Genomic DNA, 24,698 nt, shown 5'->3' with positions numbered 1-24,698 from the left:
TCTTTTTCGCTATTAAGAAAACCCATTTGGACTTGGGGATAAGTAACTATACTTGTGGATAAAATGGGATTTATACACAAGTGAATTAACGATGTGTTGGGGCAAAATAGATAGACATGAAAAAAGCCCTATACGTTAATGTATAGGGCTTTTTCGAATATGGTGGCGAGACCCAGGATCGAACTGGGGACACACGGATTTTCAATCCGTTGCTCTACCTACTGAGCTATCACGCCGATGGCCTGTATTAAGCCGTATCTCAGAACAATAGTCAACTATTATCCTGAGTTTCTGATTTAAATGAGTATTTTTTATACTTAAAAAAAATCCCTGATGGGATCAGGGATTGAAAACACAAATAATGGTGGCGAGACCCAGGATCGAACTGGGGACACACGGATTTTCAATCCGTTGCTCTACCTACTGAGCTATCACGCCGAAGTGGGCGTATTAAACAATGTTTATAAGAAGACGTCAAGCAACTTCCGTGTTTTTTGTAACAAGTGATTATTTTTAAATCACAGCCACATTGAAATAGAGGCTCTTAGTGATGTAATTTACCAATATGCGCCAAGCAACGATGAATCGCGCCGCAGCCCGGTTCAAAAATTTTAACGCCTTTTGACTCTTCCATACGACAAGCTTCTTCAACTAAGCGCTCAGCTACCCCACGACCACGGTTAGCAGGGTGCACAACAATGTATTCAAGAACCTTGCTTTCACCTTGTCCTGAAGACCAAATTGCACCTATAATTTTGGTGTTAAATTCAGCAGTGTATAGCGTGGTATACTGTTGTAAATCTTGTTCAAGTTGTTCAATCGCATCGTGCCCGTCACCAAACTCCGGACTTGTATCATACAAACGCTCAAGCTGATCGCGGATCTCTGAATTATCTAGAGAACTATAAGCATGTACGGTAATAGGCATTGATTAACCCTCCTGAGCAAACTATGATGCTGTCACGAATTCGTCACAGCGAAATTGTCGTTAACATCCAATCATTTTTGACGTTTTTTGAGGAACGTGTCCATGACGCAACGTATCAGTGAAGTGGTTAGAAATACCAATGAAACCAAAATTCGAGTTCGTTTAAATCTCGACGGTACTGGTCAAGGCACACTAAACACTGGAGTTCCATTTTTAGACCATATGATTGATCAAATCAAGCGACATGGCTTATTTGATATCGATATTCATTGTGATGGAGACCTCGAGATTGATGATCACCACACTGTAGAAGACTGTGGTATCACGCTTGGACAAGCTTTTGCGCAAGCTTTAGGTGATAAAAAAGGTTTAAAACGCTATGGTCATTTTTATGCACCATTAGACGAAGCTTTATCTCGCGTAGTTGTCGATTTATCTGGTCGACCGGGATTATTTATGGATATTCCATTTACCCGTGCACGCATCGGTACATTTGATGTGGATTTATTTTCTGAGTTTTTCCAAGGTTTCGTAAACCATGCGCTTATGACCTTACACATCGACAACTTAAAAGGTAAAAATAGCCACCACCAAATCGAAAGTGTTTTTAAAGCACTTGCTCGTGCTTTACGTATGGCATGTGAAGTTGATCCACGTGCAGAAAACACGATTGCATCGACAAAAGGTAGCCTCTAATGACACGTATCGCGTTACTTGATTATGGCATGGGCAATCTACACTCAGCAGCTAAAGCACTTGAGCATGTGGGCGCTACAGTCGATGTGACCAATGATCCAAAATTAATTGCACAAGCCGACAAAATTGTTTTTCCGGGTGTTGGCGCAATGCGTGACTGTATGCAAGGCATGCGTGAAGCAGGTATTGATGAAGTCGTACGTCAAGCTGCTTTTAATAAGCCAGTTCTTGCGATTTGTGTAGGCATGCAAGCGCTACTACAAAGCTCAGAAGAAAATGGCGGTGTAGACGCGCTTGGTATTTTCGATGGTGTGGTAAAACACTTTCCTCAAATGGAAGGTTTAAAAGTGCCGCATATGGGCTGGAATCAGGTTCACCAACTGGAGCCAAGCCATCCGATGTGGAACAACATCGAACAAGATGCTCGTTTTTACTTTGTACATAGCTACTATGTCGAGCCTAAAGATGAAAGCGTAGTAGCTGCAACATGTGACTACGGCGTGAATTTCTGCACAGCCATTCACAAAGATAATTTATTCGCGACTCAATTCCACCCAGAGAAAAGTCACACTGCTGGTTTGCAGTTACTGAAAAACTTTGTGAAATGGAATATTTAATCTGATTTAAAAACTAAAAAAGATCAGGTCAAGATGGCCTGATCTTTTTTTTTATTTATAATAACAACCAATCATTTATAGAATGATATTTTATCCAATAAGATATTGAATATTTATACTTTTAAATAAAACCAAATGATCAGGAAAAACAAAATGAATTCACCTTTTGAAAATCAACCCCTTCAACAAGATTCGCCCTTTAAGGCAAATGGGCGTTTTGGGCGACTCTCTTACGCTGCTTGGACCTTCCTATTTACGCTATCCCTCACTGCTGTTGTTCTACTTATTATTTTTACTTTCGGACTTACACAAAACGAGGGCGCTCCAGGCTTTACTGCGCCGGGCATAGTCTCTATTGCCATTCTCTATATCGTCGGTATTTATATTAGCTTCGTATTTACTATTCGCCGTTTGCATGACCGCAATAATACAGGTTGGTTATCTTTACTCATGCTCGTACCCATTGTGAATATTGGCTTTGCGGTTTATTTATTCTGTGCCAAAGGAACAGAAGGCACTAATAATTATGGACCCAAGCGTCCAACACCAAGCTGGGAACGTATTTTAGGCTGGATTTATATTGCGCTTATTCCACTTGCAGTAATTTTTGCTATTGTTGCCACAATCATGGCTCCTACCTATGAAGGTTATGTCGAGAAAAGCGAAAGTATTGTGATCGGTAGCCCATCTCAGTCTGAATAATTTTTAAAGACAGTCATAAAGCCTAGTCCTCTAGGCTTTATTCATATATAAAGTGAATAGCCCAATTCATTTGTAAGCTGTTAAATATGTCCGAAGCCTTTGCCCTCCTTGATAAAGCCTCTATTCAGCAGCTCCCTCCTTTTGAAAATCTTAACCACCACAATATTGTGGTGATTGAAAATAGCGAACAATGCAAAAGTATTGAAGAAGAATTAAAAGCAGCTACCTTTTTAGGATTTGATTCCGAGTCCAAGCCTACATTTCAAGTGGGCGAAATCTCAACTGGTCCACATTTGATTCAACTTGCTACAACACAAAAGGCCTATTTATTTCATGTTAATTCATCAACTTTAAAATTCTTGCAGCCCATCTTGTCGAACCAAAAACAAATTAAAGTCGGCTTTGGCCTTAAAAATGATAAGCACATTTTTCATAAAAAAGGTATAGAGCTAGAAAGTTGTGTCGACCTTGCTAAAAGCTTTAGTCACTTTGGTTTTAAACAGCAAATGGGCTTACAAAAAGCAGTAGCCTTGTTATTTGGGCAGTACCTTGCAAAGTCGAAGAAAGTCGGAACTTCAAATTGGGCACGAAAACCACTCACATCACAGCAAATCAATTACGCCGCCGCGGATGCGTATGCTGCATTATTGGTATTTGAAGCACTCAGAAAACAAAATCTATTGCCTGTTCATATTTCACAAACGTTTCAAACCGCACTTCAAACGTAAAGTTATAAAAGTCTTTTCTAAGGCTTAGCGATTGATCAATACTTTGCTAAGATGTGCACAATTTCATAATCATGATGAAGCAAGGAGCGGAAGCATGCTAATCATTCCAGCAATTGACCTGAAAGATGGTAAATGTGTGCGTTTAAAACAAGGGCGTATGGAAGACGATACCGTTTTCTCTGACGATCCGGTTGCAACTGCCCAGCATTGGGTAAATGAAGGCGCACGTCGTTTGCATTTGGTTGATTTGAATGGCGCTTTCGCAGGTACCCCAATTCATAAGCCTGTTGTTGAAGCAATTGCTAAAGCTCAGCCAGAATTACCAATTCAAATTGGTGGTGGTATTCGTTCATTAGAAACGATTGAACACTATTTAGAAGCTGGCGTGACTTTTGTCATTATCGGGACAAAAGCAGTTCAAGAGCCTGAATTTGTAGAAGAAGCTTGTAAGCGTTTTGCTGGTCATATCATTGTTGGTATTGATGCCATGAATGGTATGGTTGCAACTGACGGCTGGGCAAACGTTACTGATGTGAAAGCAACTGACTTAGCAAAACGCTTTGCAGATGCAGGCGTGTCTAGCATTGTTTATACAGACATTGCTCGTGATGGCATGATGCAAGGCGTAAATGTTGAGCAAACTGTAAACTTGGCTCAATACTCAGGCTTACCCGTGATTGCTTCAGGTGGTGTAACTAACCTCGATGACGTTCGCAACTTAAAAGGCCAACCGGGTATTTTAGGTGCAATCACAGGCCGCGCAATTTATGAAGGTACTTTAAACCTTCGTGAAGCTCAGCTGTTGTTAGATGAAAACCGTCTTTAATTTTTAAGATGTAAAAAAAGAGCCGGTTTAGGCTCTTTTTTATTATTGGTATAAAAATATTTCTAATCAATACACCACATTACGAATAAACTTAAGGACTTGGTTACCACTATTAATATAAGTATAAGTTACTGAACTGGCATATATAAATGAAGAACCAGCAGCAATAGTTTTTGAGCTATCTGCAAATTGTATGGTTAACTCGCCTTCTAATACATAAATAAGCTCTTGCCAGCCTTCCGGATCTGCTTCAGCAACATAAGACTCTCCTACTGCCAATGACCATGTCCAAAGCTCAACTTGAGTATGAGATGGAACTGAGGCTAATAGAGTAGCAGTACTCTCATCTTTACTACCCTGCCAAGCGAGTGCATTTACTAAGACTTGTTCTTTATGCTCAGGAGCACTCACAATCGTTCTAAAATCTACACCCAACACGACTGCAATCGCATCGAGTTTAGCTAGACTAATGTTAACTTGCCCTGTTTCCAAAGCTGCAATGGTTCGTCTACTTACCCCTGCCTGATCGGCCAAGTCCTGTTGGCTTAAATCTCGTTCATCTCGTAATGAACGGATATTTGTGCCGACATGCTTTAAAACGGTACTCGACTGGCTCATAAAATAAAGTAGTAAATAAAATATGAGCAATATATTGCACAAAATAAAAGAATAGCGCAATATGTGCAGTATATTGCACAATTTCTAATGATTTTAAGTATGTCACCAATTTCCCTGAGTTCAAGCAAAGCCCCACAGTTAGCACTCATTTTGATTACGATCATTTGGGGTGGAACATTTCTTACGGTGCAATATGCACTGCATTTTTCGTCGCCTATGTTTTTTGTGGGCTGCCGCTTTGCGGTAGCAGCTCTTACTTTGCTTGTTATTTCTTTAAAAAGTATGAAAGGTGTCACTTTAAAAGATTTAGGCGCAGGTTGTGCGATTGGTCTTGTTATTGCAGCAGGCTATGGTACACAAACGGTTGGTCTGCAAACAATTCCAAGTAGTGAGTCGGCTTTTTTAACAGCGCTATATGTTCCGCTTGTTCCTATTTTAATGTGGCTTATCTTTAGAAAAACTCCCCACATTATGACTTGGGTAGGTGCTGCTCTTGCTTTTGTCGGTCTTGTGTTATTGACAGGCAATGGTTTTGAGAAAATTACATTAAGTTTTGGGCAACTTTTAACAGTGCTCGGGTCGTTTGCGATTGCTTTAGAAATTATTTTTATTAGCTACTTTGCTGGAAAAGTAAATTTGCGTCGCGTTACGATCATTCAACTTGGTGTGGCGTCTCTACTTTCTTTCGCAATTATGCCTGTGGTGGGTGAACATACAATTCCTACATTTTCATGGCCGCTTGTACTCATTGCGGTTGCATTAGGTTTAGCGAGTGCACTCATTCAATTTGTGATGAACTGGGCTCAACGTGTGGTTGATCCTTCACGTGCTGCAATTATCTATGCAGGAGAACCTGTTTGGGCAGGCATTATTGGTCGAATTGCGGGTGAGCGCTTACCACTTATTGCTCTTCTGGGTGGAGCATTAGTCGTTTTAGGTGTTTTAGTCAGTGAGTTAAAACTTAAGTTGCCCATTAAAAAAACGAAAAGAATTCGAGAATAAAAAAGAGAGCGCTAAGCTCTCTTTTTTTATATGTATTATTTTTTCTTCAATAACGTACACGGTTGGTAGTACTCAACCGTCGGCATTGGATCATAAAATGGATGGAGCAGAGTCTTCCATTCCTGATAAGCCTCAGACTTTCTAAACCCTTCTGTATGATTTTCAATTTCATCCCAGAAAATCATTAAAATATAATGATGGGGATCGGTTGCATGTTTAATCAGTTGGACTGCATTAAAGCCTTCCATTGGATAAACAATATGTTTAGCCTGCTCGAATGCCTTAAGAAATGCTTCACTCTGCCCAGACTTTATACTCAAATGCACATGTTCAATAATCATGGTTTATTGATACATCGGGCGATTATCATTTAAAGCAATCAAGCCGCGAATTGCACGATATACAATCCAGATCCACGCAGCACCAATTACGCCCACACAGAACACGGTCGATGAAACGGCAACGCCTGCAAATAGATCAGTATTTTCACCTGTAAAGAACAAGAAAATAAACGGCAGAAAGGCAATAATATTCCAAGCCAGATACCACCAGAATGTTCTGATTTGCCATGTAAAGTGGCTCGCAAAAATTGAACCTTGCACATCGGAACGTTTTACATAGTTAATAATTAAAGCGATAACCGCAAGTAGGCCGCCTGTAAAAATAGCGACAATATAAAGTACATATAAAATAAGTGTTAAAGTACGATTTGGATCTTGGTCGATAGAACTATTCATTTTTATACCTCTCAAGTTTAATAAAACAATTTACTTTTATGAGCCCCGCAACACATTTAAGGGAGAAATTAGCCACAAAATCAAAAGTAAATGAAAGAATATGGTACAAAAATAAATCTTACGAAAGGGTTGTTTTTGTGTTTTATGTCTCAGTTTTTGTTGTGCCCACCATGCAGCAGGCCAACCTCCTAAGAAGCTAACGATGTGTAATGTTTGCTCAGGCACACGGCGATTACCCAATTGTGCAGCTTCTTTGTCTTGTGAATATAGCCAATAACTCAGCACATTCATCATTAAAACAAACAATAAGGTATAGGCGGGTAAAATATGGATAAAGCTCATAATTCCCATTAAAACGAAATAAAACACGATCCCCATTTGCACTGTAGACCATGGACTGGCTTGAAAAGAAGATTGTGTTTTTACAGGCTTTGATGCTTTACGGGTTTGAGATGCTTTTAAATAAGTGACTTGCTGGGCACGAAAGCGACCTCGTTCATCGAGAATAACCAAATATTCCAGTGCACAGCCAATAATTGGCCGAGGTCCGGGGCGTGCAAAATCTTTAATATGCAAAAAGACTCGCTCTTTTTCAGCATCATCTGGCTGAATAAAGCCATAACCTTTTTCGTCGAACCATTCGACTAATCGCCCCTGATCTCGCATCTTTCTTCCTTTATCCTTTTACATGACTTAAACGGTCTTGCATCATTGCTCGCATTTCTTGCGGATCTTTTTGCAAGATGTCATCGCCTGTACGTCCTTCTTCTTTATTTTTTTGAGCAACTTGCAAACGCATTGACCAAAAACGGCAAGCCGCCATTGCCAAGAATACATCTAAACACTCAAGTTCATCGGTAGTCAGCGCACGAACTTTTTGGTATGCCTCTAAGTAAGCGGCCACTTTGTCAGAGTTTAAATGCGCTGCTGGATATTCGGTACAAAAATCATTGATGGTAATTGCAATATCAAACAGTAATTCGTCTTGATTTAGCTCGTAAAAATCTAAAATACCTTGTAGTTGCTCGCCTTCAAACAAAGTATTGTCACGGAACAAATCTGAGTGAATAAAACCTGTTGGTCGGTTTGAGTATTGTGCTGTTTTAGCATTAAAAGCTTGATAAACCTGCTCAAGTAATGCTTGGTCATCTTGAGTCATATTTGGTTTAAGCTGCTCTGCAACACCTGTCCAGTATTGATGATCACGTCTATAGTCACGCTCAAGTGGAAAATCTTGTAAAGCCACATGTAGCTTCGCTTGTGCATCAGCAATTGCTGCGACCTGAGCTACTGTCGTTTGCATGGGATGGTGACCCATGAGACGTGGAGCAATCTGTGCGGGCTTGTCTGCAATCACATGAACCGCTTGTCCGCTATGTTTTAACGGCACGGCAACAGGGACATCATGAGTACCTAATTGCTCAAGTACAGGAATGAGTTCGCCTGCTCCTTTAGCATCTAACTCTTCAAATACAGTCAATACATATTGTTTACGGTTTACATCAACCAAAAAATAATTGGTGTTTTGAATACCTCCCTGAATTGGGTTCAGCTCCAACACCTCTAATCCATAAGGTGCGGCAAAGGTGCGAACTTCATCTAAACTCAACGGGGTATAAACCGACATGGAAAACCTGCAAAAAACATCTGTGAAGTTTGATAGAATACCTCTTCCCTCCATGAAGGTGTAGCGCCTGTGTAGGAACTTTCACCAACGGCGATTATTTTTGGAAATAAGCTATGCTTGCTAAACGTATTATTCCTTGCCTAGACGTTGATAACGGACGCGTAGTTAAAGGCGTTCAATTCCTCGATATTCGTGATGCGGGCGACCCAGTTGAAGTGGCACGTCGCTATAACGAACAAGGTGCAGACGAAATTACTTTCTTAGACATTACCGCTACACATCATGGACGCGATACCACTTACCGTACTGTTGAACGTATGGCCGAGACTGTATTTGTGCCATTAACTGTGGGTGGTGGCGTACGTAAGGTTGAAGATATTCGTGCGTTATTAAATGCAGGCGCAGATAAAGTCAGTATTAACTCAGCTGCCGTATTTAACCCTGAATTTGTTCAAGAAGCTTCACAGCACTTTGGCGCACAATGTATTGTCGTTGCGATTGATGCCAAAAAAACTGGCGACAACAAATGGGAAATCTTTACTCATGGTGGCCGTAAACCAACCGGTATTGATGCGATTGAATGGGCTGTAAAAATGGCTGACTACGGTGCGGGTGAATTACTGATTACCAGTATGGACGCCGATGGTACGAAAGCAGGTTATGACATTGCTTTAATGCGTGCCATTAATGATCGTGTGACCATTCCAACGATTGCTTCAGGCGGTGTAGGTAACTTACAACACCTTGCAGACGGTATTTTACAAGGTGGTGCCGATGCAGTGTTGGCAGCAAGTATTTTCCACTTTGGTCAATATACCATTCCGGAAGCTAAGCAATATTTGGCTGAACAAGGCATCGAAATGCGCTTGTAAGCTTATTTATATTTAAAGGGGCAATATGCCCCTTTATTTTTTTATGCAGCACCATCTATTTCTTTCACTTCACTAGGAAGTTCTAGTTTTTCTTTTTTCTCGACCCATTTTGCAGGAAAGATTTTTTCTACAGCTTGAGACAATGGTCTAGCAAGTGCCGTAGGTAAACGCACACCCAAAGGATTTTGTTCTTTTAAATCTGCCGAAGATACCACACGTGTTCCCATCACATAATCAAACCAAGGCTTGGTCACACACCAATTAGCGTCTTGATTAGAGTTCATGTGGTGATCGTAATGCCACGGAATTTTACGCTTTGCCCAGTCAGGCTCTAAATGTGCACGGCGGTGAATATAATAATAATTACCAGCACTGTACCAAGCTGCAAGTGCCATACCTTTTGAAAACGGGTAAAAAATTGCACTTGAAACGGTTGCTACAACTGCCAGTGAAATTAACTCATTTTTAGTTCGCCAGTTTTCAACGCCTTCTACATAGCAATCATCATGAAACTGTTGTTTACGGACTTCGCGATGGTGTGCCCAATGAGATTCCATACTTTTTGGTACTGGGCTAAAGCGCGGCTTTCCAGCACGGTGCACACCATGCAAAATATATTTATGCGCCACCCATTCAAATACATTCGCAACCGCAATTCCTGCAATAAACCCTTTTAACATCGCCTAACTCCTTTTTCTTTTTATTCAGCATATAAAATTCGCTATGCTAGGTATTGACCAGAATTTATGGTTTCATTGACAAATCACGACAAGAAAGAGGTGGTTGGGATGCCACAACTAAAAAACTATACAGGCTCGGTATATGGAGGGCTGGGTCATCTATTAAAAGCTTATTGCGAAGCTAATCAGTTAGCTATTCCAGAACAATTAGAACAAATTCAAAATCTGGAACGCTTTGACTACGTCGTTTGGCGTGACCTATTAGAAGTCATTTATAAATTGGACCCAAAGCCTGGATTAGGTCTAGAAATCGCAAAATATGTGCAACCTAAACACTTAGGGATTATTGCCTACCTCGCACTCTCTTGTGATAACTTAGGTGAAGCCTTAATTCGCTATCATGATTTTCACCGTCTGATTTATGACGGAAGCCCTTTAGTGGTTGAGCTACAAGGAAGATATGGTTCTATTCGTTGGGAAGCGACTGAGCTACACCCCACCCAGCTTACCGATGAAATTGCGATTGCACTAGTCATTCAATTCTTACGCCTTTTTATGTCTCATGAAGACGTACATTTACATGAAGTACATTTCTTAAATGCCGCTCCTAAAAATATCAGGGTTTATGAACAATACTTTCAATGTCCCGTTCGTTTTAGCCAACCACGTACAGAATTACTCATCCCAATTACGGAAATTCATAAGCCGCTTAGCAGCGCTGACCACACCCTACAGCAGTTATTGGTTCAGCAAGCACAAGCGCTTTTAGAACAATTACCAAATTCGACCCAACTTGATCAGCGTTTACAGCATTCAATTTTGACTGGACTACAAAAGAATCAATATCAAATTGAACATATTGCTGCTCAATTAGGTCTGTCAGTTCGACAGCTCCAAAGGCATTTACAACAACAAAACACCACCTTTCAGGAGCGCGTTCAACAAGTACGCTTTATGCTCGCAACCGAGTATTTAAAAGACCCACATTTGAGCCTACAAGAGATTGCCCTTTTGCTTTGTTACTCAGAACAAAGTGCTTTTCAAAGAGCATTTAAACATTGGACTAATCAAACACCACAACAATGGCGAGATCATTTTTTAGACAAAGAATAACCAACCAAAACTTACAAATCTTTTCTTGATTAAAACAACACTGAAAACAAAAATTTCATATAGTCACATGCTTAATTTTTTGTGACACATTTCACATTAATTAAAAAATAGATCAATAGATGAGTAATCACAATGAATAAATATTTTGCTGAATTCTTAGGTACGTTTTGGCTAGTCTTTGGTGGTTGTGGTAGCGCAGTTTTAGCCGCAGCTTTCCCTGAACTTGGTATTGGCTTTGCAGGTGTAGCCCTTGCCTTTGGTTTAACCGTACTCACAGGTGCTTATGCTCTAGGGCATATCTCAGGTGGACATTTTAACCCCGCGGTAAGTGTTGGCCTTTGGGTCGGTGGCCGCTTCGATGTTAAAGATTTAATTCCCTATATCGTTGCTCAAGTGGTCGGTGCGACTGCTGCTGCATTTGTTCTTTATATTATTGCTCAAGGCCAAGCTGGCTTTAGCGGTGTTGGTGGCTTTGCTTCAAATGGTTTCGGTGATTTATCACCAAACAACTTTGGTTTAAGTTCAGCTTTTATTATTGAAGTGGTACTTACAGCGTTCTTTTTAATCATTATTTTAGGGGCAACTGACCGCCGTGCGCCTGCTGGCTTCGCTCCTATTGCGATTGGTTTAGGTTTAACACTGATTCACTTAATCAGTATTCCGGTTACAAACACTTCGGTGAACCCTGCACGTAGTACAGGTGTTGCGTTCTTTGCTGAAACGGCTGCGTTAAGTCAGTTGTGGTTGTTCTGGGTAGCTCCGATTTTAGGGGCTGTGATTGGTGCGATTATTTATAAGGTAGTTGCTGGGGATAAGGATTAACTGCACGACCGCAAATACCACGGTCACTCAAGTTGTTGTTGTATAGGTAATGCCTCACTTTTGAGTGAGCAAAAGTGACAAAACTCATTCGTTTCACTGACGTTACTTCCATGTAACGCAGTGAAACAGGCGGCATCCGTGCCGCCGTCGCGATAGCAAATTGAGTAAAATATATTTATTACAAAAACGGATTATTAATTTCTTGCTCAGCTGGACGTTCAATTTTCTCAGGCAATTCTTCTTTTTCCAAAGCTGTAACCACTTCGTTTAAAAAGTTCTGTAAGGCTTTTGCCTGCTCTAGCCCGACTTTGTCTTTAGTGATTTGCAAATTGCCATAAATGCTGACGCAATCGACATCATTTTCTAATGTTAAATCTTCAATTGAAGAAGACTCTGTACCCTTTTCAAATGGCTTAAACATAAGTGTTGTCTCGTTGTTATATCTTCACAGTGTAATACGACCAATTTAAAAAAAATCAATCAAAATTAAAAGAGCCGATAAAATTAAGAATGTTCCCATCAGGATATTAAAATATTTCAAACGGTTACCCTGATTAAGTACCACTGAAAATTTATCACCACATAATCCCCAAAAGAACAAACATGCATAGCAAGTGAAAAAATAAATAATAATGAAGATCGGCAATGATTGCGGGTTTTCAATGCTTGTAAACATGGTAATGCCCGATACACAAGCCAACCAAGCTTTGGGATTGAGCCACTGTAATAAGAAACCATCTTTAAAATTAGGAATGATCATCTGTTCTACAGGAGCATTTGAAATTGAAATATTGGCGGCAGAAAGAATAATTTTTATGCCGATATAACAAACAAATAGCGTTCCACAAACTGCAAGGATTTTTAAAACAATAGGAAACTGAGTTAATAAACTCTGAAGTCCAAATGCCATAAAAATTAAAAGTAAAGTAAAGCCAATTGTGGCACCTGAGATATACGGAAGTGATCTTTTTAAACCATGATTTAAACTGGTTGATAAAATGACGGTATTTACTGGACCGGGTGTAATAGACATTGCAAATGAAAAGAGAAACATCGAGGCAAACATTGTTATTGTCCTTATTAAAATAAGACCCATAGACAGATCTGTCTATGGATTCTATTTTAATTAATTACGATGTTGCAATAACAATAAAAAAAGCTGCTTATTTCATTATTTGCAAGAAGTAGTTCACCAACGCTTCTACCAGTTGTTTCACGATTGCCTTTCTCGTTTCTTCATCAATTGTTGGAACTTTTGCTTCCATTGGTTCTGAAGAGCCAGTTTTTTGCTTTTTAAATTGGTCTTGTAGCGCTTTAATTTGATCAGGGTTTAAGTCCTGCTCACACTGGCTTTCACCGTCCCAGTGTAAATAGTCGAGCTTTTGATTTGGCTTAACTTGGCTCGCTGTTAAAGGTAAGCGATAGACATTACGTTTTTGTTGCTCAGTTAACTGCGGGAACAGGTTAACGCCTAAGCGTTCCTCAAGGTAGCAAACACTCACCACTTTCACTTGTAGAGAGTTATTGTTAGGTGCGTAATAAGCGCCGATTGCGCCAGTTTTTGGCATATACACCGCTTTATAAACTGCGGTAGGAACAATTACACCCTGCCCAATGGTCTTAAGTCTTTTGCCTTCAAAAACAGGACCTGTTACCACATACACATCTTGTTTTTGCTTAGTGGCAATAGCACGGGTCGCTTCTTCGAGCTTACGCCATACTTCTTGGTTATTTTTAGGGGCTTGCGGCACCATGTTGCTGAGCGAGAAACTATCAGATTGTGATTCTTTATTTGGCATATCACCATTAGGCGCCATATGCCCACGGTCATAGCCTGAACCACGATAATCACTTAACAGTGCCCGATGCCTTTGAGCAACACGGGTTTCTTCATGGAAGTTATCTTCACGCTTAATTTTGACACTCAAACGTTCTGCATTTAAATGCTCAGCCGACCATAACGGCGTTTTAGAAATCCCTGAATACAGAACATTAAAACCATTAAAGCATAGCGGATAGCTGTCTTTTTTTAGGCTTTCTTTATTTAAAGCGGGTGGAACTTCACGATAAAACTGATTAAGACAAGTCGAGTTAGTCGTTAAAGGCGAAAACCACTGCGAAATCTTTTCACTACCAAAAGCAATTGCAAAACTTCCAGCCGCAATACAAGCAAGAATAATCTTGCCAAAATGCTGACTTATAGAGAATGAGTTTGTACCTTTACTACGTTTTTTACTTGCCATGTTTCTATCAATACCACTGTCCATACGCAGCTTAACAATCCTGCTTTTTTAAGTATATCTCTTATCTTTCATATGGTTAAAACATGGTCATCTTTTTTGTAACTCTATTCCGTTTTACGTAACAATCTGTTGATATTCTGAGAGGCTTTGGCTATTAAATTGCGCCAATTGCGTATCTTTCGTTGAAATGCACTTACGGCTTATGACATGGTTAGCTCCACAAATTTGGATAAAAATATAATCGGAGTCTAATTTGATGATCCATTCAAAGATTATTGGTATTGGCGTAATCACAGGGTTGTGTAGTATGGCTGCTATGGCTGAACCAGCAGTCCAACCAGGCGACACTTTAGAAAGCTTATCTAAAGTTAAAGTAACCACAACCGTAAATGGCCAACCCGGCTCTATTAGCGATTTAGTGAATAGCGGACAAGTACAACAAGTTTCTGCTGCACCGACAAGCGCAGCTCCAACAGGCGCTCCAATTCCGGCAGACGTTCCACCAGCACCTCCAGCGGGCGGTGAAATGGCGCCACCAGCAGCACCAACTGGTGCGGTTCCAGCAGCTGCAGATCAAGCTGCCCCAGCGCCACAAGATCCTAACACTCCGCCACCTGCTAACCCAAATCAATCAGCAGACCCAATGGCGAAAGATGGTCCTTTACCAGCAGATGCACCTATGCAAGCTCAATAATCAAAGCTATAAAAAAACCAAGACATTTGTCTTGGTTTTTTTACGTCTCAATTTTTTATATTTCGATTTGACTACCTAACTCAACCACACGGTTGGTTGGAATTTGGTAGAAGTCACTCACTGGACTGGTATTACGCTGCATTGAAATAAACAGCTTTTCTCTCCATGGAGACATGCCATCACCCACCGAATGAACAATACGATCGCGGGAAATAAAGAAGCTGATATGCATCAAGTCATATTCAAGACCTAACTGTTCATAGGCTTGCATAAGCGCTTTTGGTACATTCATTTCATCTTTAAAGCCGTAGAAAATTTTAATACGGAAGAAATGTTCCGCTAACGTTTCAGTCGTAATACGCTCTTCTGGCGCAACGAATGGTACATCTTCAATAACAACCGTCACCAAGATATTGCGTTGATGCAATACTTTGTTGTGCTTGATGTTATGCAGCATGGCATGCGGTACAACGTTTGGCGTACCCGTCATAAACACTGCATCACCCGGCACCCAGTGCACGCTATTACCAATACTTTTTACAAATAAATCGAGCGACAAAGTATCGTGTTCAAGCTTAGCAAAAGTAAGCTCACGACCACGTTTCCATGTCATTAAAATAGTAACTGCAATGGCACCAATCAGTAATGGCACCCAACCACCAGACAAGATTTTAAGTGAAGTTGCACCGACCAATACCGACTCTAAAACAAAGAATGGAATAATCAAAAGTAGTACTTTTGGTAAGCTCCATTTCCAAGCCGAGTAGATAAATACAGCAACCAAAATCGTGTCACACAACATGGTCAAGGTTACCGCGAGACCGTATGCGCTTGCCAAGTTTGAGCTGGTTTTGAAGATTAAAATTAAGATAATAATGGCGATTAAAAGCAACCAGTTTAAGAAAGGAACATAGATCTGACCTTCTTCAGACTCAGAAGTATGTTTAATACTTAAACGTGGCAAATAACCCAATTGAATCGCTTGGCGAGCAAGTGAAAATACCCCAGAAATTACGGCTTGAGAGGCAATTACAGTTGCCATGGTCGCCATAATAATCATTGGGTAAAGTGCCCACTGCGGAACTAATAAATAGAACGGGTTTTCAATTGCCGCTGGGTCTCTGAGCAATAATGCACCCTGTCCCGCGTAGTTTAAAACCAAACACGGCAACACCACAAAGAACCAAGCCAGACGAATCGGAACTGGTCCGAAATGTCCCATATCAGCATAAAGTGCTTCACCACCAGTTACTGTTAGCACCACAGCACCCATCACAAAGAATGTCATGATTGGATGGTGATAGATAAACTGAATTGCCCAATGTGGACTAAACATGCCCAACACAACAGGGGTCTGAATGACGCTGTGAAGACCTAATAATCCTAAAGATAAAAACCACACCATCGTGATCGGGCCAAAAAACTTACCGACAAAGGCCGTACCGTGTTTTTGTACTAAAAACAAAGAGATGATAATGGTAATCGCAATTGGCATGATGAACGGGTCAAATACATCGGTTGCAATAGACAAGCCTTCGACTGCCGAAAGTACCGAAATGGCTGGGGTAATAATACCGTCACCAAAAAACAGCGACGCACCAATAAAGCCAATCGCAATCATGTAGATTTTTTTGTTGTCGGCAATTTTGGCTTTACGTAAATTCAATGCGAGTAAGGCCATGATCCCGCCTTCGCCATTGTTGTCTGCACGCATGACAATGGCGACATACTTGATGCTGATGATCAGCATTAAGCACCAAAAAATAATGGATAAAATTCCTAATACGTTTTCAGGCTGAATACCCAACCCATGCGCTGCATGGAAGGATTCTTTCAAGGCATAGAGCGGACTTGTTCCGATGTCTCCAAAGACCACTCCAAGAGCTGCCAAAGCCGTGGCAGGCAAGGTCGCTTTTTTGGCCGTATTTTGCATTGTGTAATTAAACCAATATGATTTTTAGCGCAATCTTATCACCTCTATTATTTTTTTTCTGTAATGCTCGTCTTAAATCTTGGCAGAACTCGTTTTTTTGGTTACTATCGCACGCCTTGGTGAGGTGTCCGAGTGGCTTAAGGAGCACGCCTGGAAAGTGTGTATACGTTTGCGCGTATCGAGGGTTCGAATCCCTCTCTCACCGCCAGAATTCAAAAAGACCTAAATCGTTTTGATTTGGGTCTTTTTTATTACCCTCTTTTTAATAAATTTAAATAAAGTCAATTTAATCAACGATAAGTAGCTTCGCACCGTTCAAGCTAAAAGACTGATGCGGCTCCGAATTATCTCCGACTTGATAACTCATTCCCGAAGTTAGAGTAAATGTTCGACCATCCTTCAATCTACTTTCTAGTTCACCTTCTAGGCAAAATAAGATATGTCCTTTTTCACACCAATGGTCTGCTAAATAATTGGCTGAGTACTCCACAAGTCTTACTCTAATTTTATTTGTTTCTTCACCAAAAAATTGAGTTTTCCAATAAGCTTTTCCTGTTTCACCGCTATATTCAGTGACTTCAATTTCTTCCCAGTTTGTAATTTGAAATGGAAAAGGCGCGATATTCATAATTTTTTCCAAAGAAGTATTATTGTATTTTTCAACTTATAGACAAATTTGATTTTTGCAAACTTTTTATTAAAAAATCAGAAAGATAACAAAACTATTTTCGACTTTGAAAAGACCCAAACCTCACGCTTAGGCCTCCCCCTTTTTACACCTACTCAGACAATGCCAACAACTTCTGAACATACTGAATCGCATTATTTTCTATGTCTTGTTGAGTCGGAATATCGTCATCTTCTGATGGATTAGTATCTAAACCATAAAATGCATGAAGTGGTTGATAGACTGCCCCGACATAGAGAGCGGTTAATTCAAATGGAATAAAAACCTTCTCTAAAGAAATTTGATATTCGCCACTTTCTGAATAAACCTTTTCTTGAGCACCAGCAGACACCGCCAACATAAACTTTTTATTTTTAAGTTTGTCGCCAGTTGAACCATAAGCCCAACCATACGTTAAAACTTCATCTAGCCATTGTTTCAAAAGCGGCGGGCAGTTAAACCAATACACGGGAAATTGAAACACTAAATTTTCGTGTTGCTCTACAAGCGCTTGCTCTTTGGCAACATCAATTACGCCATCTGGGTAGGCTTGATAAATTTGATGAACCGTAAATTGGTCTGGGTGTTTTTCTAATTCCTCAATCCATCTTTTATTTACAACAGACTGGTCTATGTGAGGATGGGTAACGATGACTAATGTCTTTTTCATTATGAAAACACTCTATCGAAAAGTAGATAAATCGATTATAGAAGTGTGCTTTCCTAAATATAAGTACGGTAATTTATGTTATATACTATACTAAAAGATAGTATGGATTTTAAAAATGGACGACTGCCTTCCGTCATATACTCCATTAGAAGATACGGGTTTTGGGTACACCCTTTCTTTAATTAATGGCAAATATAAAATGATTATTATGTATTGGCTGTATGGAAAAACCGTCATGCGTTTTAACGAGATGCAACGCTGCATTGGCAATATTTCGTTTAGAACACTCAGCAATACACTTAAAGAATTGGAAAGAGACGGTCTGATTATTCGTAAGGAATATCCTCAAATTCCGCCAAAAGTTGAGTATCGCCTTTCTGAAAGAGGACAGTCTTTAATTCCTTTATTAGATATGATGTGCGAATGGGGCGAGCGTAATAAGCCGTCTTAGTTTTATAGAGTTGAAGCGATACTAAATATGAGAAATGAATTAAGAGAAATTTTTATTAAGGGATGCGACGAAAAAATTAAAAAGAAGGGAGACAGTGTGGGTCTGTCTTTTTACGCTTTTTTTAAAAATAAGAACGATAACCCTGAGCTACTCATGGAAGCAGCGTATTGGTGGATTATGGAGCATAAGCTAGATCACTTCGAGAAAGCAGTTAAGATTAAGAAGTTGGTTTTAAGTGAAAGTTAAAAAAATAAGTGGTTTAAAAAAGGCGTAAATTTAAATAACTTAAGCCTCTTTATTATTTTAAAAATATTTACTTAACATAAGGCCAAACATCAGGATCTGTATATTCTTCATCGATATGATAACCTTCAGCCTTAGCTTTTCTCTCTTCCTTTTCCCGATATTTTTTATTTTCAATTAATCTCTTTTTAAACGCTTGCTCAAACTCAATAGATGTCATTTTATCAGAGTCAGAAATTGAGTCTCTTTCATTGTATCGAACACTCTGAAAGCTAAATCTAAGCATATATTGTTCTTCATTCCGCTCATTCTTAGCTGTTCTTTTTAAACTGATATCTAAAATAACCCCATTAGCATACAACCTATAACCCAATGATTTTGTCGGGCTGTTGTTTATTATATTTTTCCACTCCTCAAAGCTAAAAATATAACTCGGGTCAATGACATCACGACTTTTCGATAGATGCTTAATATTATCTTCTTTAGCGATACGCGGAGCATCTGTAAAGAAATAGTTTTTCCAACCAGCCTGATTAATACGTTTCATTAAAGCTACATAGCTTTGATAAACCTGCTCTGAGGTAGCAAATTCTTCCTTTGTGAGGCCAGCATCAATATCTAAAACTTGGATCCCTTCATTTTTATCATATTGAGTTCCTAAAACAGAGAAAACATGCTCAATCGATAAAGTGTTAGAACCATTCTCTATAGTTATTTTTCCTAAGTTAGGAGGGGAAAGTTGAAGTTCTCTAAAGCTAACGCCAGCTGGATGATTATCGACGTTGTCATCACTATACTTTGAAAAATCTTGAATACCTTGTTCACCCATATGCAAAGTGTAGGCTTGCTGATTAATAGTCAAATTCTGATTATGTTCTGATGTTGGCTGACAAGCGGAAAGTAATAATCCGAAAATAAAGATTAGGAAATATTGTCTAAATTTTACCGTCATTACTAAATTCTCTACTTTGCTATTTCCCGACTCTGCGATAATTTTTATTCTTGGACAATAAAGCTATATGTCTTGTCAATTTCAGCATCACCTCCCCCAAAGAAATCAGTTCTTATATGGATGGTGTATTGTCCTTTGTATTTTGGAGTACCTTTTATTTGTATGACGTTATAGCCATCCAAGTCATCAATAGGTTTAACTGTTATGCCTAGGTCTTCGGGAATATTTGTTTCTAATTCAGCATATTGATCGACAACTTTTCCACCAGAAATCTTAATAACTTGTTGGTATTCTTGATTAATATGAGCAACAGGCAAATCCTCAGGAGTAATTTTATATTTCTTCCCACAACCTGTAAGTATAAAAATAATGGAGAAAATAAATATTAATTCATGCTTCATTAGAAACTTTCCTTATTAGCGAATAAGAGTAAAAAGTTTTTGCATCTACTCTAATATATTGGGAACTTCATATTTCTAATGCTAAATCATTTGAATATTTTATTAACTGATCCAACGTCACCGTTGCCCCACCACATACAATAACTAAAATATTATCAGTTCGAGAAAAGGATAATTTTTTAGTGTATAAGGTTGATAAAGTCGCACCACAAGCTGGCTCAACCAAGGTTCTGTGATCATCTAGAAAATTAAAACAAGCCGCTAGAGCTTCTTCATCAGAAACAGTCAAACTAATAATGTGTTCAGTCTGAGAAACTTTAAAAGCATTTTCACATACTTGTTTAGCAGCGAGTGTAGTTGCTATTCCAGTTACTTCCTCTAATTTCGCATGTTGACCAGTTCTTATAGAAGCATTTAGAGAAGCTGTTCCCTCTGATTCTACGGCATAGATAGGAATGTTAAGTGATTTCTCAATTAAACCTTGGCTAATTCCTGAGAGTAAACTTCCACCACCAACAGATAAAATGACAGCATCTGGTCTCACCCCATCTGAAATTACTTCCTCAATAATATGAGCAACTCCATCCCATAAATATTGGTCATCAAAAGGATGAATGTATACAGCTTCTGAATTTACATAAGTTAGAGCTAAATCATTAGCTTCGACCCAAGATTTCCCATGAACAATAACCTCTGCATTTTCTTGCTGCATAAGATTTATGGCTTGTGTTGAAGTTGTCTCAGGAACAAAAACTGTTACAGGGATACTTAATTTATTTCCCATGTAAGCAACTGAAATCCCAGCATTCCCGCCAGAGGAACTAATAAATTTTTTTGCACCTTTTTTTGCATATTGCACACATGCATTACCGATACTTCTTTGCTTAAAGGAACCCGTTGGTTGTGAAGATTCCATTTTTAGCCATACATTACAATTATTTAGTTCACTTAATTTATTTGATCTAATACAAGGAGTTTTTGTGTTCATCTTTAATAATTTTATTGAAAAATAGGGATTAACATTCTTTGTGTTTTACCATTTATTCAATTCATTAGCAAAAACGAGTATCGCAATCTTTAATATAGAAAATTTCTTTTCTCCAAAAGCCCAACTCCCGTCGGGCCTTTCCCCATCAAACCCGACTTAAAAAGTATTCAAGTAATGCATCCCTTTCATCGGTGTTATTGGCCCCTAAAAGCTGAACCATCGCGCCATCAATCACAAATAAAAACATGTGCGCATCTTCAACTGTAGAGGCAGGCTTTACAGTTAAAAGTAGTTTATGAATTTCTTTAATAAACCAGTTTCGGTAGTCAGTCACGATTTTATAGGCCGTTGGATAAAGCTTTTCAATTTCAAAAATTGCTTTAAATGGCAACCGATAAAATCCCTCTAAGTTTGCATGTAAAAAGTAGATTTTCTTAAGTTTATCGAAGGCCATAAGTTCACGGTACGAATGAATGATAGAAAACACCTCATGTTTTAATGCATCTGTTTGAAAAGTTAAGCTCATCTGAATAAGCCTTTCTTTGGAGTGAAAGTAGTTATAAAAAGTGGCTTTAGGAATTTTGGCTTCCTCAACGATTCGATCGACCCCGATGTAAAACCCATGTTGATTAAATAAATCTTTTGCCGCGTGGAGCACGCGTAATGCTCTAAATGATGCTTCTAAATTTGGCATTTTTATACCGTTTAAAATATTTTTTTGTTGTATGTAAATGAGATAGACATGCCGTCACTCTTAAATTGAGCGCTAAAAACAGGCATGGATAAGTTACACAAAAAAGGTGTGCTCGCCTATCTCAGGTTTTATTGTTGCTATGATTTTTTAGGCATAATGACCTATGGCTTAAAACCTAGAGTCGGTTAAACCGTTTTAAAGACCAGTGCGATATAGACGTAAAGACTTTGGCGAAGGGTGTCAATGAGAGAGATGAAATAGTACGCATGTGCGGACTCCTTGTGTGTAAAGGAGTTCTACCCGATCACTGTCAAATGATGGTGGCAGAACGAGAGAAGGTTGACAGACTGACACACAAGAATCAGCACGCACAAGGCGTCCCTCCCTCGCCCTACCGCTACGAAGGGGGACGAACGAGTTCGCCACCAAAAAGAGAACTTTTTGATGTCTTGTGTGTTATATCGATCTGTCAAAATCGACTGGCAATGTGGCCAGCAGGCAAAGGATAATCCGCGTGTTTTTGAGTGTCAATGTGATATTGGCTATTCATTTATAAAGATTATTTTTATTTTTCATTGGCATAGTGATTTAACAATATATTTTCTTAAAGTTTAGTTTGTCTGGTCATTTCATTATTAATTTATCATTCATTTTCAAACCGCTTAAATGAACCGATTGATCGCGTTATAAATAAAAGCTACAGTAAATAAAGTTTGAATTTTATAACTTTAAATAAATTGATAACGCATGCAGGCAAAGACATGGAAACCATACATGATTTTTATCGCCGCTTTTCTTTAACCAGAGATAGCGATTACTCGGTTCCATCGACCTCGTTTGGACATTTTAACGTGTTCCAACGTGATGCCTGCTCGTTTCTCACGCCTTATAGCCGCCGCGATTATTATAAAATTTCACTGGTTTTAGGCACAGGTGACCTTCACTACGCCAACCGCTGGATTCGAGTAGACCGCCCTGCTTTACTGTTTTCAAACCCGATGGTTCCCTATGCATGGGAAATTAATTCGCCCGAACAGGCTGGCTGGTTTTGTCTATTTACCGAAGAGTTTGTAAACCAAGAATCAAGACAAAGCTTTTTAAAAGACTCTCCACTATTTAAAGTCGACGGCGACCCGCTGTATTTTTTAAACGATCAACAAGTTGAAGAAATTTCATTTATTTTCAAAAAAATGATGAATGAAATAAATTCAGACTACATTCATAAATACAACGTTTTAAGAAACTATTTGCACCTGATTGTGCATGAAGCCATGAAAATGCAACCGACTCAACAGTTTGAAAAACATAGCAATGCTGCGGTTCGGATTTGCCATTTATTCTTTGAATTATTAGAGCGCCAGTTCCCGATCGACTCACCCCATTTTCAGCTTAAACTCAAAACTGCAAATGACTATGCCTATGGCTTGTCGGTGCATGTGAACCATTTAAACCGAGCTGTAAAAGAAGCCACAGGCAAAACCACGTCTGAGCATATTAGCTCGCGCATTACGCAAGAAGCCAAAGCGCTGCTACAACACACCAGTTGGAATATTTCCGAAATTGCCTATAGCTTAGGCTTTGAATATTCAGCATATTTCACCAATTTCTTTAAGAAAAATACGGGTTTTTCGCCTAAAAAATTCCGCGAAGATTGTATCGCCTAAAAACAGATTGTTTGAATTTTATAATTATTGGTTTGAATGTTATACGTCAGTTTGAGCCAAAGCATTTTATAGTTTTTCTACTCAAGTGATTTTGCAAAAAGAGTGTGAAAAATGAAATATAGAACTTTAGGACAAACAGGCGAAAAAGTATCAGCACTTGGTTTAGGTTGCATGGGAATGAGCTTTGCCTATGGTGCCTCAGATGACACACAAAGCATTGCCACTCTAGAAAAGGCATTAGACCTCGGCATTAACTTTTGGGACACTGCCGACATGTACGGCAACGGCGCAAACGAAGTTTTGCTCTCAAAAGTTTTAGAAAAACATCGTGACAAAGTGTTCTTGGCGACCAAATTTGGCTTTCGCTATAAAGAAGACAACCTTAACCCACAAAACTCTTTAGAGTCTTATATCGACGGTTCTCCAGAGTGGATTAAAGTTGCGGTCGAAAACAGTTTAAAACGCTTAAATACAGACGTGATTGATTTGTATTATGCACACCGCATAGATCCAAACATTCCAGTTGAAGACACGATTGGCGCAATGGCTGACTTGGTGAAACAAGGTAAAGTGCGTTATTTAGGACTTAGTGAAGCTTCGGCAGAAACTATTCGTAAGGCGCATGCGATTCACCCGATTGCAGCGGTTCAACATGAATATTCGTTGCTTACCCGTGAGTTTGAGCAAACGCATTTGCAAACCATACGCGAGTTAGGCATTAGCCTTGTGCCGTATTCACCGCTATCGCGTGGTTTAATCACCAATACGCTTGATGTGGGCAGCCTAGACGAAAACGATTTCCGTCGCCAGTTACCACGCTATCAAGGTGATAACTGGAAAAATAACCAAAGCTTGGCGCAAGCATTTAGCGAGTTTGCTCAAAGCAAAAACGCAACAGCGGCTCAACTGGCTTTGGCTTGGATTTTGGCGCAAGGTGAAGACATTATTCCAATTCCGGGTACGCGTAAAATCGAGCGACTTGTGGAAAATGCGGGTGCTGTAGACCTTCATTTAACGGCAGCAGATTTGGCAGAAATCGACGCGATTATTGCGAGATATCCAAACATGGGCGCACGCTATAACGCTCAGCAACTCGCAGCGGTCAATCATTAAAAACGAGGCTATAAAAA

The 24,698-nt window shown here is 39.4% G+C and carries 31 protein-coding genes and 3 tRNA genes; 15 read left to right on the top strand and 19 right to left on the bottom strand.

Going from position 1 to position 24,698, the window contains the following annotated elements; all coding sequences use genetic code 11:
* Positions 1-160 precede the first annotated feature (160 nt).
* The 3 genes from SOI81_RS01260 to SOI81_RS01250 form a co-directional block, all read right to left on the bottom strand.
* A tRNA-Phe gene (locus SOI81_RS01260) sits at positions 161-236 on the bottom strand.
* Positions 237-362: 126 nt separating this feature from the next.
* A tRNA-Phe gene (locus SOI81_RS01255) sits at positions 363-438 on the bottom strand.
* Positions 439-544: 106 nt separating this feature from the next.
* Positions 545-928, bottom strand: coding sequence for a GNAT family N-acetyltransferase (locus tag SOI81_RS01250; protein ID WP_239975247.1), 384 nt, complete (start codon positions 926-928; stop codon positions 545-547).
* A 102-nt stretch (positions 929-1,030) separates the two neighbouring features.
* On the opposite strand from SOI81_RS01250, the gene hisB reads away from it, so the two are divergent.
* From hisB to hisA, 5 genes are all read left to right on the top strand, one after another.
* Positions 1,031-1,624, top strand: coding sequence for an imidazoleglycerol-phosphate dehydratase HisB (gene hisB / locus SOI81_RS01245; protein ID WP_002116767.1), 594 nt, complete (start codon positions 1,031-1,033; stop codon positions 1,622-1,624).
* Complete coding sequence (gene hisH / locus SOI81_RS01240) at positions 1,624-2,241, top strand: imidazole glycerol phosphate synthase subunit HisH (RefSeq protein ID WP_239975248.1); 618 nt, start codon at positions 1,624-1,626, stop codon at positions 2,239-2,241. Before hisB ends, hisH begins: the two co-directional genes overlap by 1 nt.
* 153 nt (positions 2,242-2,394) lie before the next feature.
* Positions 2,395-2,943: a DUF805 domain-containing protein gene (locus SOI81_RS01235; protein WP_320541138.1), complete on the top strand. Its 549-nt coding sequence runs from the start codon at positions 2,395-2,397 to the stop codon at positions 2,941-2,943.
* An 86-nt stretch (positions 2,944-3,029) separates the two neighbouring features.
* The gene (wrn, locus tag SOI81_RS01230; RefSeq protein WP_239975250.1) at positions 3,030-3,671 is read left to right on the top strand and encodes a 3'-5' exonuclease; all 642 of its coding nucleotides are present in this window, start codon (positions 3,030-3,032) and stop codon (positions 3,669-3,671) included.
* A gap of 94 nt (positions 3,672-3,765) precedes the next feature.
* Positions 3,766-4,497: a 1-(5-phosphoribosyl)-5-[(5-phosphoribosylamino)methylideneamino]imidazole-4-carboxamide isomerase gene (hisA, locus tag SOI81_RS01225; RefSeq protein WP_000905538.1), complete on the top strand. Its 732-nt coding sequence runs from the start codon at positions 3,766-3,768 to the stop codon at positions 4,495-4,497.
* Between the two features lie 66 nt (positions 4,498-4,563).
* On the opposite strand, the gene SOI81_RS01220 is transcribed toward hisA, so the two are convergent.
* Positions 4,564-5,115 carry a helix-turn-helix domain-containing protein gene (locus tag SOI81_RS01220; protein WP_239975251.1) on the bottom strand — a complete coding sequence of 184 codons (552 nt, stop codon included), beginning with the start codon at positions 5,113-5,115 and terminating at the stop codon, positions 4,564-4,566.
* Between the two features lie 99 nt (positions 5,116-5,214).
* On the opposite strand from SOI81_RS01220, the gene SOI81_RS01215 reads away from it, so the two are divergent.
* Complete coding sequence (locus tag SOI81_RS01215; protein WP_239975252.1) at positions 5,215-6,117, top strand: DMT family transporter; 903 nt, start codon at positions 5,215-5,217, stop codon at positions 6,115-6,117.
* Between the two features lie 35 nt (positions 6,118-6,152).
* On the opposite strand, the gene SOI81_RS01210 is transcribed toward SOI81_RS01215, so the two are convergent.
* Genes SOI81_RS01210 through thrB form a run of 4 tightly spaced genes read right to left on the bottom strand, consistent with a single transcriptional unit; the run spans position 6,153 to position 8,481 of the window.
* Positions 6,153-6,458: an antibiotic biosynthesis monooxygenase family protein gene (locus tag SOI81_RS01210; protein ID WP_206260553.1), complete on the bottom strand. Its 306-nt coding sequence runs from the start codon at positions 6,456-6,458 to the stop codon at positions 6,153-6,155.
* Positions 6,459-6,461: 3 nt separating this feature from the next.
* The gene (locus SOI81_RS01205) at positions 6,462-6,854 is read right to left on the bottom strand and encodes a DUF4870 family protein (protein WP_063097744.1); all 393 of its coding nucleotides are present in this window, start codon (positions 6,852-6,854) and stop codon (positions 6,462-6,464) included.
* A 36-nt stretch (positions 6,855-6,890) separates the two neighbouring features.
* Positions 6,891-7,520 (bottom strand): DUF1294 domain-containing protein, encoded by a 630-nt coding sequence (locus SOI81_RS01200; RefSeq protein WP_320541137.1) that lies wholly within the window; start codon positions 7,518-7,520, stop codon positions 6,891-6,893.
* A 10-nt stretch (positions 7,521-7,530) separates the two neighbouring features.
* Positions 7,531-8,481, bottom strand: coding sequence for a homoserine kinase (gene thrB / locus SOI81_RS01195; RefSeq protein ID WP_320541136.1), 951 nt, complete (start codon positions 8,479-8,481; stop codon positions 7,531-7,533).
* A gap of 113 nt (positions 8,482-8,594) precedes the next feature.
* Between thrB and hisF the strand changes: the two genes are divergently transcribed.
* A complete protein-coding gene (gene hisF / locus SOI81_RS01190; RefSeq protein ID WP_000880078.1) occupies positions 8,595-9,353 on the top strand; it encodes an imidazole glycerol phosphate synthase subunit HisF in 759 nt (252 codons plus the stop codon).
* Between the two features lie 41 nt (positions 9,354-9,394).
* Here the strand turns inward: hisF and SOI81_RS01185 are convergent, their stop codons facing one another.
* A complete protein-coding gene (locus SOI81_RS01185; RefSeq protein ID WP_320541135.1) occupies positions 9,395-10,033 on the bottom strand; it encodes a sterol desaturase family protein in 639 nt (212 codons plus the stop codon).
* A gap of 108 nt (positions 10,034-10,141) precedes the next feature.
* Here SOI81_RS01185 and SOI81_RS01180 point away from each other — a divergent pair, with 108 nt between their 5' ends.
* Together SOI81_RS01180 and aqpZ are read left to right on the top strand one after the other, a co-directional pair.
* Positions 10,142-11,146: an AraC family transcriptional regulator gene (locus tag SOI81_RS01180; protein ID WP_320541134.1), complete on the top strand. Its 1,005-nt coding sequence runs from the start codon at positions 10,142-10,144 to the stop codon at positions 11,144-11,146.
* A gap of 132 nt (positions 11,147-11,278) precedes the next feature.
* A complete protein-coding gene (aqpZ, locus tag SOI81_RS01175; RefSeq protein WP_320541133.1) occupies positions 11,279-11,968 on the top strand; it encodes an aquaporin Z in 690 nt (229 codons plus the stop codon).
* A 178-nt stretch (positions 11,969-12,146) separates the two neighbouring features.
* Here aqpZ and SOI81_RS01170 read toward each other — a convergent pair whose 3' ends face one another.
* The 3 genes from SOI81_RS01170 to SOI81_RS01160 all read right to left on the bottom strand — a co-directional run bounded on the left by SOI81_RS01170 (position 12,147) and on the right by SOI81_RS01160 (position 14,211).
* Positions 12,147-12,389: a hypothetical protein gene (locus SOI81_RS01170; protein ID WP_320541132.1), complete on the bottom strand. Its 243-nt coding sequence runs from the start codon at positions 12,387-12,389 to the stop codon at positions 12,147-12,149.
* Positions 12,390-12,434: 45 nt separating this feature from the next.
* The gene (locus SOI81_RS01165; RefSeq protein ID WP_320541131.1) at positions 12,435-13,034 is read right to left on the bottom strand and encodes a LysE family translocator; all 600 of its coding nucleotides are present in this window, start codon (positions 13,032-13,034) and stop codon (positions 12,435-12,437) included.
* Positions 13,035-13,131: 97 nt separating this feature from the next.
* Complete coding sequence (locus SOI81_RS01160; protein WP_025470430.1) at positions 13,132-14,211, bottom strand: DNA/RNA non-specific endonuclease; 1,080 nt, start codon at positions 14,209-14,211, stop codon at positions 13,132-13,134.
* Between the two features lie 256 nt (positions 14,212-14,467).
* Here SOI81_RS01160 and SOI81_RS01155 point away from each other — a divergent pair, with 256 nt between their 5' ends.
* Positions 14,468-14,905, top strand: a complete 438-nt coding sequence (locus SOI81_RS01155) for a hypothetical protein (RefSeq protein WP_224992090.1) — start codon at positions 14,468-14,470, stop codon at positions 14,903-14,905.
* 55 nt (positions 14,906-14,960) lie between these two features.
* On the opposite strand, the gene trkD is transcribed toward SOI81_RS01155, so the two are convergent.
* Complete coding sequence (gene trkD / locus SOI81_RS01150; RefSeq protein ID WP_016142833.1) at positions 14,961-16,838, bottom strand: potassium transporter Kup; 1,878 nt, start codon at positions 16,836-16,838, stop codon at positions 14,961-14,963.
* 118 nt (positions 16,839-16,956) lie between these two features.
* Between trkD and SOI81_RS01145 the strand changes: the two genes are divergently transcribed.
* A tRNA-Ser gene (locus tag SOI81_RS01145) sits at positions 16,957-17,046 on the top strand.
* Between the two features lie 78 nt (positions 17,047-17,124).
* Here the strand turns inward: SOI81_RS01145 and SOI81_RS01140 are convergent.
* Both SOI81_RS01140 and ywrO read right to left on the bottom strand, forming a co-directional pair.
* Positions 17,125-17,466, bottom strand: coding sequence for a DHCW motif cupin fold protein (locus tag SOI81_RS01140; RefSeq protein ID WP_001017481.1), 342 nt, complete (start codon positions 17,464-17,466; stop codon positions 17,125-17,127).
* A gap of 151 nt (positions 17,467-17,617) precedes the next feature.
* Positions 17,618-18,175: an NAD(P)H-dependent oxidoreductase gene (gene ywrO / locus SOI81_RS01135; protein ID WP_320541130.1), complete on the bottom strand. Its 558-nt coding sequence runs from the start codon at positions 18,173-18,175 to the stop codon at positions 17,618-17,620.
* Positions 18,176-18,290: 115 nt separating this feature from the next.
* On the opposite strand from ywrO, the gene SOI81_RS01130 reads away from it, so the two are divergent.
* Both SOI81_RS01130 and SOI81_RS01125 read left to right on the top strand, forming a co-directional pair.
* Positions 18,291-18,626 (top strand): winged helix-turn-helix transcriptional regulator, encoded by a 336-nt coding sequence (locus SOI81_RS01130; protein ID WP_016142830.1) that lies wholly within the window; start codon positions 18,291-18,293, stop codon positions 18,624-18,626.
* A 27-nt stretch (positions 18,627-18,653) separates the two neighbouring features.
* The gene (locus SOI81_RS01125) at positions 18,654-18,872 is read left to right on the top strand and encodes a DUF6500 family protein (protein ID WP_320541129.1); all 219 of its coding nucleotides are present in this window, start codon (positions 18,654-18,656) and stop codon (positions 18,870-18,872) included.
* Between the two features lie 67 nt (positions 18,873-18,939).
* Here the strand turns inward: SOI81_RS01125 and SOI81_RS01120 are convergent, their stop codons facing one another.
* The 4 genes from SOI81_RS01120 to SOI81_RS01105 all read right to left on the bottom strand — a co-directional run bounded on the left by SOI81_RS01120 (position 18,940) and on the right by SOI81_RS01105 (position 21,904).
* A complete protein-coding gene (locus tag SOI81_RS01120; RefSeq protein WP_320541128.1) occupies positions 18,940-19,821 on the bottom strand; it encodes a hypothetical protein in 882 nt (293 codons plus the stop codon).
* Positions 19,822-19,865: 44 nt separating this feature from the next.
* The gene (locus SOI81_RS01115) at positions 19,866-20,222 is read right to left on the bottom strand and encodes a hypothetical protein (RefSeq protein WP_320541127.1); all 357 of its coding nucleotides are present in this window, start codon (positions 20,220-20,222) and stop codon (positions 19,866-19,868) included.
* Positions 20,223-20,289: 67 nt separating this feature from the next.
* Positions 20,290-21,210 (bottom strand): pyridoxal-phosphate dependent enzyme, encoded by a 921-nt coding sequence (locus tag SOI81_RS01110; protein ID WP_320541126.1) that lies wholly within the window; start codon positions 21,208-21,210, stop codon positions 20,290-20,292.
* Between the two features lie 145 nt (positions 21,211-21,355).
* Positions 21,356-21,904, bottom strand: a complete 549-nt coding sequence (locus SOI81_RS01105; RefSeq protein ID WP_320541125.1) for a helix-turn-helix domain-containing protein — start codon at positions 21,902-21,904, stop codon at positions 21,356-21,358.
* A gap of 761 nt (positions 21,905-22,665) precedes the next feature.
* On the opposite strand from SOI81_RS01105, the gene SOI81_RS01100 reads away from it, so the two are divergent.
* Complete coding sequence (locus tag SOI81_RS01100) at positions 22,666-23,568, top strand: helix-turn-helix domain-containing protein (protein ID WP_224992098.1); 903 nt, start codon at positions 22,666-22,668, stop codon at positions 23,566-23,568.
* Positions 23,569-23,679: 111 nt separating this feature from the next.
* On the top strand, positions 23,680-24,681 hold the full coding sequence (locus tag SOI81_RS01095) for an aldo/keto reductase (protein WP_320541124.1): 1,002 nt from the start codon (positions 23,680-23,682) through the stop codon (positions 24,679-24,681).
* Positions 24,682-24,698 lie beyond the last annotated feature (17 nt).

Origin of the sequence: Acinetobacter pittii (assembly GCF_034067285.1) — a bacterium.
Taxonomy (GTDB): domain Bacteria; phylum Pseudomonadota; class Gammaproteobacteria; order Pseudomonadales; family Moraxellaceae; genus Acinetobacter; species Acinetobacter pittii_E.
The sequence above is the reverse complement of the archived record's forward strand: the minus strand, read 5'-3'. Positions and strand labels throughout refer to the sequence as shown.

Excerpts from the sequence above, each read along its gene's own strand:
- SOI81_RS01250 (WP_239975247.1), bottom strand. The coding sequence starts at position 928 with ATGCCTATTACCGTACATGCTTATAGTTCTCTAGATAATTCAGAGATC.
- hisB (WP_002116767.1), top strand. The coding sequence starts at position 1,031 with ATGACGCAACGTATCAGTGAAGTGGTTAGAAATACCAATGAAACCAAA.
- hisH (WP_239975248.1), top strand. The coding sequence starts at position 1,624 with ATGACACGTATCGCGTTACTTGATTATGGCATGGGCAATCTACACTCA.
- SOI81_RS01235 (WP_320541138.1), top strand. The coding sequence starts at position 2,395 with ATGAATTCACCTTTTGAAAATCAACCCCTTCAACAAGATTCGCCCTTT.
- wrn (WP_239975250.1), top strand. The coding sequence starts at position 3,030 with ATGTCCGAAGCCTTTGCCCTCCTTGATAAAGCCTCTATTCAGCAGCTC.
- hisA (WP_000905538.1), top strand. The coding sequence starts at position 3,766 with ATGCTAATCATTCCAGCAATTGACCTGAAAGATGGTAAATGTGTGCGT.
- SOI81_RS01220 (WP_239975251.1), bottom strand. The coding sequence starts at position 5,115 with ATGAGCCAGTCGAGTACCGTTTTAAAGCATGTCGGCACAAATATCCGT.
- SOI81_RS01215 (WP_239975252.1), top strand. The coding sequence starts at position 5,215 with ATGTCACCAATTTCCCTGAGTTCAAGCAAAGCCCCACAGTTAGCACTC.
- SOI81_RS01210 (WP_206260553.1), bottom strand. The coding sequence starts at position 6,458 with ATGATTATTGAACATGTGCATTTGAGTATAAAGTCTGGGCAGAGTGAA.
- SOI81_RS01205 (WP_063097744.1), bottom strand. The coding sequence starts at position 6,854 with ATGAATAGTTCTATCGACCAAGATCCAAATCGTACTTTAACACTTATT.
- SOI81_RS01200 (WP_320541137.1), bottom strand. The coding sequence starts at position 7,520 with ATGCGAGATCAGGGGCGATTAGTCGAATGGTTCGACGAAAAAGGTTAT.
- thrB (WP_320541136.1), bottom strand. The coding sequence starts at position 8,481 with ATGTCGGTTTATACCCCGTTGAGTTTAGATGAAGTTCGCACCTTTGCC.
- hisF (WP_000880078.1), top strand. The coding sequence starts at position 8,595 with ATGCTTGCTAAACGTATTATTCCTTGCCTAGACGTTGATAACGGACGC.
- SOI81_RS01185 (WP_320541135.1), bottom strand. The coding sequence starts at position 10,033 with ATGTTAAAAGGGTTTATTGCAGGAATTGCGGTTGCGAATGTATTTGAA.
- SOI81_RS01180 (WP_320541134.1), top strand. The coding sequence starts at position 10,142 with ATGCCACAACTAAAAAACTATACAGGCTCGGTATATGGAGGGCTGGGT.
- aqpZ (WP_320541133.1), top strand. The coding sequence starts at position 11,279 with ATGAATAAATATTTTGCTGAATTCTTAGGTACGTTTTGGCTAGTCTTT.
- SOI81_RS01170 (WP_320541132.1), bottom strand. The coding sequence starts at position 12,389 with ATGTTTAAGCCATTTGAAAAGGGTACAGAGTCTTCTTCAATTGAAGAT.
- SOI81_RS01165 (WP_320541131.1), bottom strand. The coding sequence starts at position 13,034 with ATGTTTGCCTCGATGTTTCTCTTTTCATTTGCAATGTCTATTACACCC.
- SOI81_RS01160 (WP_025470430.1), bottom strand. The coding sequence starts at position 14,211 with ATGGCAAGTAAAAAACGTAGTAAAGGTACAAACTCATTCTCTATAAGT.
- SOI81_RS01155 (WP_224992090.1), top strand. The coding sequence starts at position 14,468 with ATGATCCATTCAAAGATTATTGGTATTGGCGTAATCACAGGGTTGTGT.
- trkD (WP_016142833.1), bottom strand. The coding sequence starts at position 16,838 with ATGCAAAATACGGCCAAAAAAGCGACCTTGCCTGCCACGGCTTTGGCA.
- SOI81_RS01140 (WP_001017481.1), bottom strand. The coding sequence starts at position 17,466 with ATGAATATCGCGCCTTTTCCATTTCAAATTACAAACTGGGAAGAAATT.
- ywrO (WP_320541130.1), bottom strand. The coding sequence starts at position 18,175 with ATGAAAAAGACATTAGTCATCGTTACCCATCCTCACATAGACCAGTCT.
- SOI81_RS01130 (WP_016142830.1), top strand. The coding sequence starts at position 18,291 with ATGGACGACTGCCTTCCGTCATATACTCCATTAGAAGATACGGGTTTT.
- SOI81_RS01125 (WP_320541129.1), top strand. The coding sequence starts at position 18,654 with ATGAGAAATGAATTAAGAGAAATTTTTATTAAGGGATGCGACGAAAAA.
- SOI81_RS01120 (WP_320541128.1), bottom strand. The coding sequence starts at position 19,821 with ATGACGGTAAAATTTAGACAATATTTCCTAATCTTTATTTTCGGATTA.
- SOI81_RS01115 (WP_320541127.1), bottom strand. The coding sequence starts at position 20,222 with ATGAAGCATGAATTAATATTTATTTTCTCCATTATTTTTATACTTACA.
- SOI81_RS01110 (WP_320541126.1), bottom strand. The coding sequence starts at position 21,210 with ATGAACACAAAAACTCCTTGTATTAGATCAAATAAATTAAGTGAACTA.
- SOI81_RS01105 (WP_320541125.1), bottom strand. The coding sequence starts at position 21,904 with ATGCCAAATTTAGAAGCATCATTTAGAGCATTACGCGTGCTCCACGCG.
- SOI81_RS01100 (WP_224992098.1), top strand. The coding sequence starts at position 22,666 with ATGGAAACCATACATGATTTTTATCGCCGCTTTTCTTTAACCAGAGAT.
- SOI81_RS01095 (WP_320541124.1), top strand. The coding sequence starts at position 23,680 with ATGAAATATAGAACTTTAGGACAAACAGGCGAAAAAGTATCAGCACTT.